The following is a 13907-nucleotide window of genomic DNA, read 5'->3' as shown; positions in this document are numbered from 1 at the left end:
CTCAGCGGATCATGTAGACCTTCTTGATCGTCTCGTGGACAGTGCAAACCCCCTTCCAGTCCTGCGGAAAGAACGCCGCAGTATCTGGTTCGATTTCGATCACCTCGCCGGATTCGTGGACATAGGTGCAGCGTCCCTCGAGGAAATGGCAGAACTCGTCGCGGGTGACATGGCAGTGCCATTTGCCTGGGGTGCAGACCCACAGCCCGCATTCGGAGCGGCCCTCCGGTCCCTTGTGCAGCAGCTTGCCGGAGGTGCGGGATTCGCCCTCGATCATGGTGGGGATGACGCCCCAGTCGACCAGGTTGGTGAGGGCGAGCGGCGATTTCATGATCGGTGTCGGCATGTCGTGAAGCTCCAGTGGCTGGCTTCAGGCCAGCATGTAGATGTTGCGAATGGTTTCGTGGACGGTGCATTCACCCGCCCAGCCGGCCGGGAACATGACCACCGTGGCGGCGGAGACGTCTATCACCTCGCCGTCATCTGATCGGTAGGTCGCGCGGCCGGCAACGAAATGGCACAATTCGTCGCGCGGAATCGCGAGCCGCCACCGGCCGGGCGTGCAGACCCAGATGCCGGATTCCGGCTGGTTATTCGGCCCCTTGTGGACCAGCCTGCCCGTCGAGTGCGAAGCACCTTCCAGCACATTGGGCTGGGTGCCCCAGTCGATGAGGTCGGCGCGGGTGGAAGCCTGGTGGAGATGTGGCGCGGAGGAGGTCATGTGGGTACTTCGTTGGTGCGACGCTCATTTTCGAGAGGCCTTCGCTCTACGGCGCCCCCCTGTCCTGCCGGACATCTCCCCCACTTGGGGCGAGATCGGCACCCTCGCCGAGAGCGCCCCATTTGCGAAGTTGGCGATTGGCGAAAGCACTGACAGCCAATCTTCCCTCCTTGTGGGGGAGATGTCCGGCAGGACAGAGGGGCGCGCGTAGGAACTCCATACCCATAAGCCCGTTCACAGAAGTTTCTCCAGCAGCCCCGCCGCTTTCTCCGGGCCGTTCTGCGATTGCATCTGCGCCGATGTCCTAGCCAATTTGGCCTTGATTGCCGGGTCCGTCAGGCAGGTTTCGATCTTGGCGATCAGCTCGGCATCGCTCCAGTCGTAGCGCGGCATGCCGAAGCCGTGGCCGGTCTCCTCGACCCTCGTCGCGTTGTCGTGGCCATCCCAGACATAGGGCATGATGATCGCCGGCTTGCCGAAGTAGAGACACTCGGTGAACGAGTTGTTGCCACCATGGTGGATCACCGCATCGACCTGCGGGATGACCGTGGGCTGCGGAAACCAGCTCTCGACGATGACGTTTTCGGGCACTTGCGCGTACTGGTCCTTGTATCCCCCGACATTGACCAGCGCCCGGTAGCGCGTCTTGCCCAGCGTCGCGATGATGCGCTTCAGCAGATCGACATCGCCGGCGCCAAGGCTGCCGAAGGAAACGTAGAGCAGCGGCCCGTCATTGTTTTTCGCGAAGGTCGGCACGGTGTAGGGCTTCTCCTGCCGCACGCAGCCTTCCAGATACTGAAATTTTGCCGGGTCGAGCGGATGGCGGCGCTTGAACTTTGCCGCCTCGGGATAGAGCAGCAGGTTGAGATAGGGCGAAGCCTCGAAGAACTGGCCGATCGGATACGGCGCCTCATTGCTCGCCTTTAGGAACGCGTTGAAGTCGTCATGGATCGGCTTGATGACCGCGTTGAAATGATCGCGGTAGCGCCGATGGCAGGCGTGGTCATTCTCACCGCAGCCGGACAGATGCGGCGGGATATCCTCGTCCTCGATTTCGTTTTCCGAGCAGGATATGACGCGCACCCACGGCTTGCCATACTGCTTGATCGCCGGGAACAGGATGACGTTGTCGACGCAGATAACATCCGGCTTGATCGTCGCAAGTACACCAGGCAGGTCCTTCTCAGCCCATTTGGCGCTGTCAACAATCGCCGCCCAGCAATCCTTCACGTAGTTGTCGACCTGGTCGTAGGGCGACTTGCGGAAGTTCGGGATGTGGCCGTTGATGAAGTCTTCCCAGAACTTTGCCATCTGCTCGGGCGGCATCGGCTCGGACAGGTTCACCGGATGAGCTTCGAAGCCGTAGCCCTTGTAGACATCGAGGAAACCAGGGTCCGACAGGAACACCGCTCTGTGGCCGTGCGCCTCGACCGCCTGGGCGATGCCGACCGAATTGAGCGCCGGGCCGTAGGCTGCTTCCGGAAAAAACGCGATCGTCTTCTGAGCCATCAAGCTTCTCCTTCCAATCAATCTGCGAAAATTCTGACGTCGGCGGCATCCCAGCCGAGTTCGACCGCATCGCCTGACGAGACCGGGCGCCGGTCGGCGGCGTCGGCGGTGACGCGCACCAGGAACGGCTTTGGCGACAGAGCGGTGCGGACATGCAGTTGCAGGTCGAGCCCGTGATAGGCGAGCGCCTCGACGGTGCCGGCGATCCGGTTGGCTGTCTCTGGCGACGGGAAAAGCCGGATTCGCTCGGGCCGCACTGAAGCGACCGCCGCTGCGCCGGAAGCCAGAGGCGAGGGAACCGTTCCGACGATCCGTGTGCCGTCCGCTGCCTTCACCCCGTCGGCGGTGGCCTTGCCCGGCACGAAATTCATCACGCCGATGAAGTCGGCGACGAAACGGTCGGCGGGATGCTCGTAGACCGCATGCGGCGTGTCGCATTGCAGCAGCTTGCCGTCTCTCAGCACCGCCATGCGGTCGGCCATGACAAGCGATTCCTCCTGGTCATGGGTGACGACGACGAAGGTGATGCCGACCTCGTGCTGCAGGCGCTTCAGCTCCAGCTGCATGGCGCCGCGCAATTTCTTGTCGAGCGCGCCGAGCGGCTCGTCGAGCAGCAGCAGCCGCGGCCGCTTGACCAGCGCGCGGGCAAGCGCGACGCGCTGCTTCTGCCCGCCCGACAGTTGCTCCGGCTTGCGGTCGGCGAAAGGAATGAGCTCGGTCGTCGCCAGGATGGCGTCGACGCGGGAGCGGATTTCCTTTGCCGGCAAGTGTTCCATTTCGAGGCCGTAAGAGACGTTGGCCCTGACGCTCATATGCGGAAACAGCGCATAAGACTGGAACATCAGATTGACCGGCCGCTTGTTGGGCGGCGTCCTGGCGATGTCGTGCCCGTCGAGCAGGATGCGCCCGTCATTGGGCGTCTCGAAGCCGGCCAACATGCGCAGCAGCGTGGTCTTGCCGCAGCCCGACGGCCCGAGCAGGGCGAAGAACTCGTTCTCACGGATATCGAGCGAAATGCGGTCGACGGCGGTCACCCGGCCGAAATTCTTCGACACCTTCTCGATCGCCAGCAGCGTGCGGGGTTCGCTCATTGGCCGATCACCCCGCGGTTGAGCCGCTGCGACAGGGTTAGCGCGGTGATGCTGACCGCCATGACGATGGTCGCCAATGCGTTTATCTCCGGGGTGATGCCGAAGCGGATCATCGAATAGATCTGCATCGGCAGCGTGGTCGAGGCGCGGCCGGCGCCTGATGTGAAGAAGGCGATGATGAACTCGTCGACCGAAAGCGTGAAGGCGAGCAGCGCACCGGCGACGACCGCCGGCAGGATGACCGGCAATGTCACCCGCCTGAAGGTGGTGAGCGCGGAGGCGCCGAGATCGGCGGAGGCCTCGACGATCGACCAGTCGAAGCTCTTCAGCCGTGCGCGCACCACCGAACAGACGAAGGCGAGGTTGAAGACGACATGGGCGAGGATGATGGTGTGCAGGCCCAGGGTGAAATCGAGCAAAGAGAAGAAGCTGAGCAGCGCGATCGCCAGCACGATGTCGGGAATGATCATCGGCGCAAAGATCAGCGCCTCGAGGCCGCTCCCATATTGCCGGCGTATTTCGACACCGATCGCCAGCAGCGTGCCGAGCAAGGTGGCGATTGCCGTCGAGACGAGCGCCACGATCAGCGTGTTGAGGGCAGCGGAAAGAATCGCGGCGTTTCCGACCAACGAGGCATACCATTTCAGTGAAAAGCCCGACCAGACGGTCGGCAGCCCGCCTTGGTTGAAAGACAGCGCCACCAGCACCGCGATCGGGATGTAGAGAAAGGCAAAGACCAGCGAAAGCACAAGCCAGAGCGTGCGCCGCGTGGCGGGGGAGCGCTCAGCCATCGGCGCCTCCTTTCGCCTCGGCGGCACGGCCTGCGGCGCGATCCGCAGCCAGGGCCTGCGCCGTCAGCACTAGCAGCATTATGGCGATCAGCGCCATCGCAAGTGCGGCGCCGAAGGGCCAGTCATTGGCGGTCAGGAACTGGTCGTAGACGAGATTGCCGATCATCTGGAAGCGGCCGCCGCCGAGCAGCGCCGGCGTGACGAAATTGCCGATCGACAGCACGAAGACGAACACCGCCCCGGCGGCGATGCCCGGCACCGTCAACGGCAGGATGACCCGGCGAAATGTGGTCATCGCCGAAGCGCCGAGGTCGCGTGAGGCCTCGGCGAGCTCCGGATTGAGCCGCGACAGCGGCGCGTAGCAGGCCAGGATGACGAAGGGCAGATAATTGTAAACCAGACCGGCGATGACGGCGCCTTCGCTGTAGAGCATCGACGGCGGCTCGCCGGTGTAGCCAAGCCAGCGCAAGAGCTGCGTGATCAGGCCCTCGCGGTTGAGCAGCACGATCCAGGCGTAGGTGCGGATCAGGTAGTTGGACCAGAAAGGCAGGACGGCGAAGAACAGGAATACCGGCTGCCACCGCCGTGGTGCCGCCGCGATCGCATAGGCGGCGGCATAGCCGATCACCACCGCGATCAGCGTTGCCGTGCCGGCGATGCGCGCCGAATTGAGGAAGATGCCGGCATAGAGCGGGTCGAACACCAGCCCGAAATTCTCCAGCGTGAAGGTGTATTCGATGCCGCCATAGATGCCGCGCCGGAAGAAGGCGAGCGCCAGCACCAGAGCGCATGGCACCACCATCAAGGCGCTGAGCCAGGCCAGCGCCGGCGCCATCAGCAAGGAGGAGCGAAATCTGGTTTGGGACACGATTGCGATACCGCACTCAGCGGCCGGCGGCGGAGGCCCGCCGTCGACCGCGATCTCTGACCTTGATACTGGTTACTGCGCGGCCTTGATCTCGCTGACGATCTTCGAATAGTCGCGCTGGGCGTCGCCGACGTCGCGCAACTGCTCGAACTTGACCAGCTCGGCCACCGGCATGCTCATATTGGGGAACTTGGCGAGGAAATCCGCAGGCAGACTTTCCATAGCCGGCTTGTTCGGCACCTTGTAGTCGATGTTCTGCGCCGCCCAGGCGTGGTTCTTGGCGTCCAGCATGAAGTTGATGAACTGGAAGGCGGCGTCCTTGTTGGCCGAAGCCTTCATCACCACCATCGTGTCGACCCACAGATCCGAGCCCTCTTTGGGGATGACGTATTTGATCTCAGGCTTCTCGGCGATGCCGTAATTGCACCAGCCGTCCCATGCCTGCACCAACAACGCCTCGCCGGAGACCAGCTTCGAGTAGAAGGTGGTGTCGTCATAGGCGAGCAAGGTCTTCTTGGCCGAGATCAGCAGGTCCTTGACCTCGGCGAGCTTGGCCGGATCGGTCTCGTTGACCGAATAGCCCTTGGCGAGTTGGCCGGCGGCCAGCAGCCAGCGGTCGGTCGCCAGCATGGTGGTCTTGCCCTTGAGGTCGTCGGAGGGGGCGAGAAGATCGTTCCAGCTGGCCGGCTCGGTCTTGACCAGATCCGAGCGGTAGCAGAGGCCGGTGGTGCCCCAAGTGTAAGGCACGGAGAAATTGTTGCCGGCATCGTGCGGCAGCTTCGTCGCCTCGGGATAGAGATTGGCAAGGTTGGGGATCTTCGCGTGGTCGATCGCCTCGATCAGGCCGAGCTTGTTCAGCACTTCGGCAAAGGGCGAGGAGACGAAGACCACGTCATAGCCCTTGCCGCCCGAAGCCACGAGCTTGCCCATGATCTCCTCATTGGTGGCGTGAACCACGACTTCGCCGGAAACGCCGGTTGCGGCCTTGAAGGCGGCCATGGCATCCGGCGCCATGTAGCCGTCCCAGTTGGAAATGACGAGGTCGGCGGCGGCCGCCGGCGCCGACAGCGCCAGGGCGAGACCAAGCGCGACCGAAGATATCTTTAACGGATGGCGCAGGCGGGTTGAGGCGGTCATTACAGACTCCCATTCTGGTTGATCGTCGAATTCAATCAATCGTCGGACCAGCGCTTGCGACCATGCCGCCGCTTCGATCCTGTTCCCCGGTCTTTTTGTTGCCGTTTGACCTCACAGTACTATTGCAGAAAAAAGTACGTCAATCCATAATTTGGCACGTCGCTGCGAAATCGCCGAACGCGCTACAAGCGCGATCGGTCAGGCCGTAGCGGTCAAGCCGTTCATGAGAAATCGCCATGCAAGCCGCCGCCAGACGACCGCGCACCAACCATCTGGATCTCGCTCAGCGGATTCTCGATGTGGCCCGGCAGCGCGGCTTCGAGGCCGGCGCTCATCTCCCGGAACAGCAGATCGCCTCGCTGTGCAACGTATCTCGAACCCCGGTGCGCGCCGCTTTGCGCCTGCTCACCGAAAGGGGTGTCGTGCGCTGGGAGGCTGAATCGGGCTATCGGCTGGCCGTCGACCTCACCAACCAGGCGACCGTTTCAGCCAACCTGCCGAGCGCCGAGGAAGACGAGCTCGCGGAGATGATCCTGCGCGATCGATCGGCGCGCCGGCTGGATCAAACGGTGACCATCGGCGCGCTGATGCGGCGCTATGGTGCCGAACGAAAGACGGTACTAAAATCGCTAAAGAAACTGACGGAGGAAAATCTTCTGGACCGTGCACCGGGGCAGGCCTGGCTGTTCAGGCGGGCGCCTGACGATCCGGAGGCACAAGGGGAAAGCTATGAGTTCCGCCTGCTGCTGGAACCCGCCGCCATTCTGGCGCCCGGCTTTCGGCTGGACGGGACGCGCGCGGCAGCCTTGCGCCAGGGCATGGAAACGCTGCTGGCGCTGCCCGATGCCGCATTCGATATCAGAGAGTTCCAGCGGCTGGACATCGATTTTCATGGCATGATCGCCGACGGCGCCGCCAACCGGTTCGTCACCGACGCGCTGTCCGACCATCTCAGGCTGCGCCGGCTTCCGGGAACCTATGCCGGCGTCAACGTCTTCCGGCTGAAGCAATCGCTGCGCGAGCACCTGACCATACTCGACCAATTGGAAAGCCGGCAGTATGAGGTTGCAGCCGATCTGCTTCGCGTCCACCTGCGGCTCTCCCGCAGCCAGCGGCCGCAGGCGGCCAGTCGCGGGGCCCCCGCATTGTTCGGCATGATCAGCCGGCCGGACTCACGAGGACCGTAGTGACGCGCAAAGCCAGCCCGACCATCGCGCTGTTTCCCGAAGCGAGCTTCGGCGCCGCGCTCAATTGCGTCGGTATCGCGCAAGCCTTGCGCGCCCGTGGAGCCCGGCCGGTGTTCATCTGTCACGCCGGCTTTTCCGGTGTGTTCGCCGACTATGGTTTTCAGGAATACCAGTTGCCGACCCACGAGCCGCTGACCGACAGCGAACGCCAGAGCTACTGGCAAGCTTTCGTGCGCCGGCATCTGCCGCATTTCAGGCTGAGCCCGATCGATCAGCTCGAAACCTACGTCGCCCCGACCTGGGAAGCGATCGTCGATACCGCGGTCAATGCCGAGGCGCCGCTGCGCCAATTGCTGGCCCGGCTGAAGCCGGACGCCGTGGTGCTCGACAATGTCATCATGTTTCCAGCGCTGGCCGCCGCCGGCTGCCCATGGGTGCGCGTCGTCTCCTGCGCCGAGACCGAGCTTCCCGACGCCGATGTACCACCCTATCTGTCCGGTCTCGCCGCCGACGACCCAAGCCGCGCGGCCTTCGAGGCGCGCTATCTGGCAGCGGTCGCTCCGGCGCATGATCGGTTCAACCGGCTTCGGATCGACGCCGGTCTTGCGCCCTTGCCGAAGGGCCTTTTTCTCGAAGCTTCGCCCGACCTCAATTTGCTGCTGACCCCAACGATCGTGCGCAGGCAGCGGGCCGAGCCGCTCGACCCGGCCCGCTTCGTCTATCTCGAAGGCTGCGTCCGTTCGGAAGGGCCGTTCGATGTGCCGGTCTTTCCGCGCAATGACGGGCCGCTGGTCTATCTCAGCTTCGGCAGCCTGGGCGCCATGGATGTCGGCCTGATCGAGCGCATGCTTGCGGTGTTCGACCGGCTTCCGGCTCGGTTCATCGTCAATGTCGGCGGTCTGCGCGACACCTATCGCGCGGTTCCGGACAATGTCTATCTCGACGCCTGGTTTCCGCAGCCGTCGGTCGTCGCGAAATCCGATCTCTTCATCCATCACGGCGGCAACAACAGCTTTTGCGAAGCGCTGCGTTTCGGCGTGCCGTCGCTGATCATGCCCTATTGCTGGGACGGGCATGACAATGCGCGACGCGCTGAGGAAACCGGCGTTGGCCGCCACATCAGCCGCGACGGCTGGAGCGACGATGAACTGGAAAATGCCATCCTTGGCCTAATGGCCGACAGCGGGATGCGCTTTCGCCTCAAGGAGAATGCGGTCACCATGGCACGGGCGCCGGGAACCGAAATCGCCGCCGAAGCCATTCTCGCCCTCGTAAGGACGTGACCTGATGCTCAACACCACGACAACGGATGCACCGCAAATGACCCCGACGGACGATCCGAAGGGATGGCTGGAGCAGCAGGGGATCAGGGAAGTCGAGTGCCTGGTGCCGGATGTGAACGGCGTGCTGCGCGGCAAGACCTTGCCGACGGCCAAGTTCCTGAAGTCGCTCGAAGATCGCGCGCTCTACCTGCCGAGCAGCGCCTTCCTGGTCTGCATCGACGGCCGCTATTCCGGTTCCAACGACGAGGGCTTCGCCTATCAGGACCCCGACATGCGGATGGTGCCGGACGTTGCGACGCTCTGCCTGGCACCCGGTGCCGGAGCAGGGAAAGCCTATGTCTTTGCCGATGCGTTTCACATGGACGACCGGCCGTGGATGGCCTCGCCGCGCCACGTCTTGAGGGCCGTGCTCGATCTCTACCGCCAGCGGGGATGGCGGGCGGTGGTGGCGCCGGAACTCGAATTCTACCTGACCGCGCCTAATCCCGATCCTGATCGGCCGTTGAGCGCACCGGTCGGGCGCAATGGCCGTTCCGAAACAGTGCAGCATCCATATGACATGGCGGCGTTGGAGGAATTCGAGCCGGTGATCCGGCGCCTCTACGATTATGCCGCGGCGGCCGGGCTGCCGCTCGACACGCTGATCCATGAATCGGGCACGGCGCAGCTCGAGATCAATTTCCTGCATGGCGACGCGCTGCCGCTGGCCGACAAGGTGCTGCTGTTCAAGAGGATGACGCGCCAGGCCGCACAGGAATTCGGCATGCACGCGACCTTCATGGCCAAGCCGATCGCCGCACAGGCCGGCAGCTCCATGCATCTCCATATGTCGGTCGTCGACGAGGCCGGGAATACGTTGTTTGCCGGGCGCGACGATGCCGACACCGAAATGTTCGGGCATTTCGTCGGCGGCCTGCAGAAATACATTCCCGAGGTGATGCCGCTGTTTGCGCCGAACGTGAATTCGTTCCGCCGCATCCGGCCGAACCACAGCGCCCCGGCCAACATCGAGTGGTCGCACGACAACCGCTCCTGCGGCCTGCGCGTGCCGGCCGGCGGGCGCGCCGCGCGGCGGGTGGAAAACCGGCTGCCCGGCGCCGATTCCAATCCCTATCTGGCGATGGCCGGCTCGCTGCTCTGCGGCTATCTCGGCGTCGAAGAAAAGCTCTCGCGCTCGCCAGAGGCATCGGGCAATGCCTATCGCAGCAAGAGCACGTTGCCGAAAACCATGGAGGAGGCGCTCGACCGTTTCGCTGCGTGCAGTCCGGTTCGGGAGTTGCTCGGCGAGGATTTCTTCCAGACCTATCTGCGCGTCAAGAGCGTCGAGCTTGACCTGTTCCAGAGCGTCGTCACCAGCTGGGAACGCGACCACCTGCTGCTCAAGGTATGATGATGAGCTTCAACTCGGGCCTGGATATCGGCAAATCCTACTATGTCGCGACGGCCAATCCGGCTCCGGAGCATTCGGCGCTGCAGGGCGACATCGACGCCGATCTGGTGGTTGTCGGCGGCGGCTGCACCGGCCTGTCCGCAGCCCTTCATGCGGCCGAGCGCGGGCTGAAGGTGGTGCTCCTCGAAGGCGGCAAGATCGGCTGGGGGGCGTCCGGGCGCAATGGCGGCCAGATAATCCCCGGGCTGCGCAAGGGCGCCAAGGGTCTGGTCAAGCTTTATGGGCCCGAACGGGCGCGGGCGCTTTTCGATCTCGCCTTCGAGGCGCGCGGACTGGTGCTCGACCTGATCGAGCGCCACGCCATCGATTGCGACCTCCGGCTGACCGGCCACCTCGCCGGTGCGGTCAACAGCTCCGACCTGCGCGACCTCGAAGAAGAGGCCGATTGCCTTGCCAGCGTGATGAATTTTCATGACGTCGAGATGCTGTCGGCGGCGCAGGCGCGTGGAATGGTGAACACGCCCTATCACGGCGCGATGTACGAGAAGCTCGGCGGCCATATGCATCCGCTGAACTACACGCTGGGTCTTGCCCGCGCCGCGGCAGCGGCGGGCGTCAGCATCCATGAGAAATCGGTGGCGCTGCGGCTGGAGCGGGAACCTGCCATCAGGGTTGCGACGGCCAAGGGCTCGGTCCGGGCCAGGCATGTCGTGCTGGCCGGCGACGCCCTGCTCCAAGGGCTCGAGCCGCGCGTCAACAGCCGCATCATGCCGGTCGGCAACTACATCGTCGCCACCGAGCCGCTGGACGACCCGAGCGACGTCATCCCAAGCAATGTCGCCGTTTCCGACACCCGCTTCGTGGTCAACTACTACCGGCTGTCGGCGGACGGACGCCTGTTGTTCGGCGGCGGCGAGCGCTACACGCCGTCGCCGCCCGCCGACATTGCCGGCTTCGTGCGGCCGCATATGGAAAAGACCTTTCCGCAATTGCGCGGCCGCCGCATCGACCATGCCTGGGGCGGCCTCGTCTCGGTGACGACATCGCGCCTGCCGGATGTCGGCCACTATGGCGAGGTCTATTTTGCGCATGGCTATTCCGGCAAGGGCGTGATCCTGTCGACCCTATCGGGAAAGCTGCTCGCTGAGGCGATCACCGGCGATGCTTCGCGGTTGGATCTGTTTTCGACGCTGAGGCCACTGCCGTTTCCCGGCGGCACGGCGCTGCGCGGTCCGCTTTATGTGCTCGGCATGCTCTGGTACGCCATGCGCGACCGCATCAAGCATTGAGCGCAAGCGAGCGGGGCCGTAGCAGGGAAACGCAAAAGAGAGCTGTTAGATGGCCGAGGCCTATATCTGCGACTACATTCGCACGCCGATCGGACGCTTTGGTGGGTCATTGTCTTCGATCCGCACCGACGACCTTGGCGCGATCCCCCTGAGAGCATTGGTCGAGCGCAACCCCGGCATCGATTGGGCCGCGATCGATGACGTCGTCTATGGCTGCGCCAACCAGGCCGGCGAGGATAATCGCAATGTCGCGCGCATGGCACTGCTGCTGGCCGGGCTGCCCAAGGAGGTTTCCGGCTCGACCGTCAATCGCCTCTGCGGCTCGGGCATGGATGCCATCATCATCGCCGCACGCGCTATCAAGGCGGGCGAGGCGGAGCTGATGATATCAGGCGGCGTCGAATCGATGAGCCGTGCCCCTTTCGTCATGCCCAAGGCGGAGACGGCCTTCTCCCGCAATGCCGAGATTCACGACACCACCATCGGTTGGCGATTCGTCAACCCGCTGATGCAGGAGCAGTACGGCAGCGATTCGATGCCGGAGACCGGCGAGAATGTCGCGGAAGAGTTCGCCGTCTCCCGCGCGGACCAGGATGCGTTTGCCGTACGCAGCCAGGACAAGGCGGTGGCCGCGCAGGCCAATGGCCGGCTGGCGAAGGAGATCATTCCCGTAACGATCCCGCAGCGCAAGGGCGACGCGGTCGTCGTCTCGAAGGACGAGCATCCACGCGCGGGTACGACGATCGAGGCGCTGGCGAAATTGCCGACGCCGTTCCGGCAAGGCGGCGCGGTCACGGCCGGCAATGCGTCGGGTGTCAGCGATGGTGCCGCGGCGCTGATCGTCGCCTCGGAAGCTGCCGTGAAGAAATATGGGCTGACGCCGATCGCCCGCATCCTCGGCGGTGCGGTCGCCGGCGTGGTGCCGCGCCTCATGGGCATCGGCCCCGTGCCGGTGACACAGAAGCTGTGTGCCCGGATCGGGCTGAAGCCGGCAGATTTCGACGTCATCGAGCTCAACGAAGCCTTTGCCTCCCAAGCCATCGCCGTGCTCCGCCAGCTCGGCATTGCCGAGGACGCGGAGCACGTCAACCCGAATGGCGGCGCCATCGCACTCGGCCATCCTCTCGGCATGTCGGGTGCGCGCATATCAGGCACTGCGGCGCTGGAGCTCAGGGAGCGCGGCGGCCGCTATGCGCTCGCCACCATGTGCATCGGCGTTGGCCAAGGCATCGCCGTGGCGCTGGAACGGCAGTAAAACAAGATCGAGCGCCGGCCGCGGTCTGCCACGGCGGGCGGCAGCTGCTGCTCCCCCGAAAAATTTGACCATGTGGACAAAGGTGAGGCTCCGTTCCATAGTTCCCCAGCTGACACTTCAAAGAAACAGCCGGCTCGCCACGGCGCCAATCAGAGGGCATGCGATGGAAAACGGGAAGAGCAAAGTCCAGTCGAAATGCAAAGGGCTTTCGCGACGCAGCGTTCTGGAACTGGGCGCGCTCGGCCTGGCAGCAACCATGCTGCCGGGTCTGGCCTTAGCTCAGGACAAGAAGCTGAAGGTGGCGGCGATCTTCGCCACGCCGACCGAGGAGCCATGGGTCCACCAGATTCATGTCGCCCTGCAGAGGGCCGAGAAGGAACTCGGCATCGAGTACAAATGGTCGGAGAAGGTTCAGACGGCGGATTTCAGCCGTGTCATGCGCGAATATGCGCAAGGCGGCTATGAGCTGGTAATGGGCGACGCCTTCGCCGCCGAACGGGAATCCCGCCGGACCGCCAAGCAGTTCCCGAAGGTTGCCTTCCTGTTCGGCTCCGGCGCCGGGCCGGCCGAGCCGAATTTCGCAGTCTTCGACAATTGGATCCACGAGCCGGCTTATCTCTCCGGCCTGATCGCCGGAAAGATGTCGAAATCAGGCACGATCGGCGCCGTTGCGGCGATGGGCATTCCGGAAGTGAACCGGCTCGTCAATGCCTTCTTTGCCGGCGCCCGGGAGGTCAATCCTAACATCAAGCGGAAGGTCGCTTTCATCGGCTCTTTCTTCGACCCGCCAAAGGCCAAGGAAGCGGCTATCGCCCAGATCGACGCCGGTGTCGACGTGATCTATGCCGAACGTTTCGGCGTCATCGAAGCGGCGGTCGAGAGGAAGATCCTCGCCATCTCCAACATGTCCGACCAGTCCAACCTCGGCCCGGACACCGTGATAACCGGCCCGGTGTGGGACATGTATCCGACGGTCGAGCACGCGATCAAACTGGTCAAGGCCGGCGTCTTCACCGCCCAAGATTACGGTGATTTCTCGCGCATGGCTAAGGGCGGCTCCTTTCTGGCGCCGTACCACAAATTCGACAAGACGTTGCCCGCCGACGTCAAGGAGCTGGTCGAGAAGAAAAAGGCCGAAATCCTCGACGGCAATTTCCGCGTCGATGTCGACGAGAACACGCCGGTTTCGGATTGAGTTTTTTACCCTCCCCCTTGTGGGAGGGTCGATCCGCGAAGCGGAGCGGGGTGGGGGTCGGCGCCGTACCCCCCCACCCCGTCTCTCGATCTTCGCTTCGCTACGATCGTAAGCCGACCCTCCCCACAAGGGGGAGGGTGAAGAGTCGCGCCATCTCCCACCAGGAGCACCCTTGTCAACATCTGCCCCAC

General features: G+C 63.8%; 13 protein-coding genes. 6 read left to right on the top strand and 7 right to left on the bottom strand.

Going from position 1 to position 13907, the window contains the following annotated elements:
• Window position 1: 1 nt before the first annotated feature.
• From ACWTU7_RS25815 to ACWTU7_RS25785, 7 genes are all read right to left on the bottom strand, one after another.
• Window positions 2-346: a cupin domain-containing protein gene (locus ACWTU7_RS25815; protein ID WP_455840835.1), complete on the bottom strand. Its 345-nt coding sequence runs from the start codon at window positions 344-346 to the stop codon at window positions 2-4.
• Between the two features lie 24 nt (window positions 347-370).
• Entirely contained in the window at window positions 371-721 is a 351-nt protein-coding gene (locus ACWTU7_RS25810) for a cupin domain-containing protein (RefSeq protein WP_455840834.1), read from the bottom strand.
• Window positions 722-955: 234 nt separating this feature from the next.
• Window positions 956-2230, bottom strand: coding sequence for a glycosyltransferase (locus ACWTU7_RS25805; protein ID WP_455840833.1), 1275 nt, complete (start codon window positions 2228-2230; stop codon window positions 956-958).
• Window positions 2231-2247: 17 nt separating this feature from the next.
• A complete protein-coding gene (locus ACWTU7_RS25800; RefSeq protein ID WP_455840832.1) occupies window positions 2248-3321 on the bottom strand; it encodes an ABC transporter ATP-binding protein in 1074 nt (357 codons plus the stop codon).
• A complete protein-coding gene (locus ACWTU7_RS25795) occupies window positions 3318-4112 on the bottom strand; it encodes an ABC transporter permease (RefSeq protein ID WP_065007328.1) in 795 nt (264 codons plus the stop codon). The genes ACWTU7_RS25800 and ACWTU7_RS25795 overlap by 4 nt, the downstream gene beginning before the upstream one ends.
• On the bottom strand, window positions 4105-4947 hold the full coding sequence (locus ACWTU7_RS25790; protein ID WP_455840869.1) for an ABC transporter permease: 843 nt from the start codon (window positions 4945-4947) through the stop codon (window positions 4105-4107). The genes ACWTU7_RS25795 and ACWTU7_RS25790 overlap by 8 nt, the downstream gene beginning before the upstream one ends.
• A gap of 105 nt (window positions 4948-5052) precedes the next feature.
• Window positions 5053-6117: a polyamine ABC transporter substrate-binding protein gene (locus tag ACWTU7_RS25785; RefSeq protein ID WP_287336340.1), complete on the bottom strand. Its 1065-nt coding sequence runs from the start codon at window positions 6115-6117 to the stop codon at window positions 5053-5055.
• Window positions 6118-6353: 236 nt separating this feature from the next.
• On the opposite strand from ACWTU7_RS25785, the gene ACWTU7_RS25780 reads away from it, so the two are divergent.
• The 6 genes from ACWTU7_RS25780 (at window position 6354) to ACWTU7_RS25755 (ending at window position 13716) form a co-directional block, all read left to right on the top strand.
• Complete coding sequence (locus tag ACWTU7_RS25780) at window positions 6354-7304, top strand: GntR family transcriptional regulator (RefSeq protein ID WP_455840831.1); 951 nt, start codon at window positions 6354-6356, stop codon at window positions 7302-7304.
• A complete protein-coding gene (locus ACWTU7_RS25775) occupies window positions 7304-8587 on the top strand; it encodes a glycosyltransferase (protein WP_455840830.1) in 1284 nt (427 codons plus the stop codon). Before ACWTU7_RS25780 ends, ACWTU7_RS25775 begins: the two co-directional genes overlap by 1 nt.
• A 37-nt stretch (window positions 8588-8624) precedes the next feature.
• Window positions 8625-9977 (top strand): glutamine synthetase family protein, encoded by a 1353-nt coding sequence (locus tag ACWTU7_RS25770; protein WP_455840829.1) that lies wholly within the window; start codon window positions 8625-8627, stop codon window positions 9975-9977.
• The gene (locus tag ACWTU7_RS25765) at window positions 9977-11266 is read left to right on the top strand and encodes an NAD(P)/FAD-dependent oxidoreductase (protein ID WP_455840868.1); all 1290 of its coding nucleotides are present in this window, start codon (window positions 9977-9979) and stop codon (window positions 11264-11266) included. The genes ACWTU7_RS25770 and ACWTU7_RS25765 overlap by 1 nt, the downstream gene beginning before the upstream one ends.
• A gap of 49 nt (window positions 11267-11315) precedes the next feature.
• Window positions 11316-12521 carry a 3-oxoadipyl-CoA thiolase gene (gene pcaF, locus ACWTU7_RS25760; RefSeq protein WP_455840828.1) on the top strand — a complete coding sequence of 402 codons (1206 nt, stop codon included), beginning with the start codon at window positions 11316-11318 and terminating at the stop codon, window positions 12519-12521.
• A gap of 163 nt (window positions 12522-12684) precedes the next feature.
• Window positions 12685-13716, top strand: coding sequence for a BMP family protein (locus tag ACWTU7_RS25755; protein WP_127209731.1), 1032 nt, complete (start codon window positions 12685-12687; stop codon window positions 13714-13716).
• Window positions 13717-13907 lie beyond the last annotated feature (191 nt).

This window comes from Mesorhizobium sp. BHscii (assembly GCF_053848065.1).
Note: the sequence above shows the minus strand (reverse complement) of the source record. Positions and strands in the feature narration are given on the sequence as shown.

Coding starts and splice junctions, on each gene's coding strand:
- ACWTU7_RS25770 (WP_455840829.1), top strand. CDS start 8,625: ATGACCCCGACGGACGATCCGAAGGGATGGCTGGAGCAGCAGGGGATC.
- ACWTU7_RS25765 (WP_455840868.1), top strand. CDS start 9,977: ATGATGAGCTTCAACTCGGGCCTGGATATCGGCAAATCCTACTATGTC.
- ACWTU7_RS25810 (WP_455840834.1), bottom strand. CDS start 721: ATGACCTCCTCCGCGCCACATCTCCACCAGGCTTCCACCCGCGCCGAC.
- ACWTU7_RS25800 (WP_455840832.1), bottom strand. CDS start 3,321: ATGAGCGAACCCCGCACGCTGCTGGCGATCGAGAAGGTGTCGAAGAAT.
- pcaF (WP_455840828.1), top strand. CDS start 11,316: ATGGCCGAGGCCTATATCTGCGACTACATTCGCACGCCGATCGGACGC.
- ACWTU7_RS25815 (WP_455840835.1), bottom strand. CDS start 346: ATGCCGACACCGATCATGAAATCGCCGCTCGCCCTCACCAACCTGGTC.
- ACWTU7_RS25780 (WP_455840831.1), top strand. CDS start 6,354: ATGCAAGCCGCCGCCAGACGACCGCGCACCAACCATCTGGATCTCGCT.
- ACWTU7_RS25790 (WP_455840869.1), bottom strand. CDS start 4,947: ATGGCGCCGGCGCTGGCCTGGCTCAGCGCCTTGATGGTGGTGCCATGC.
- ACWTU7_RS25795 (WP_065007328.1), bottom strand. CDS start 4,112: ATGGCTGAGCGCTCCCCCGCCACGCGGCGCACGCTCTGGCTTGTGCTT.
- ACWTU7_RS25785 (WP_287336340.1), bottom strand. CDS start 6,117: ATGACCGCCTCAACCCGCCTGCGCCATCCGTTAAAGATATCTTCGGTC.
- ACWTU7_RS25805 (WP_455840833.1), bottom strand. CDS start 2,230: ATGGCTCAGAAGACGATCGCGTTTTTTCCGGAAGCAGCCTACGGCCCG.
- ACWTU7_RS25755 (WP_127209731.1), top strand. CDS start 12,685: ATGGAAAACGGGAAGAGCAAAGTCCAGTCGAAATGCAAAGGGCTTTCG.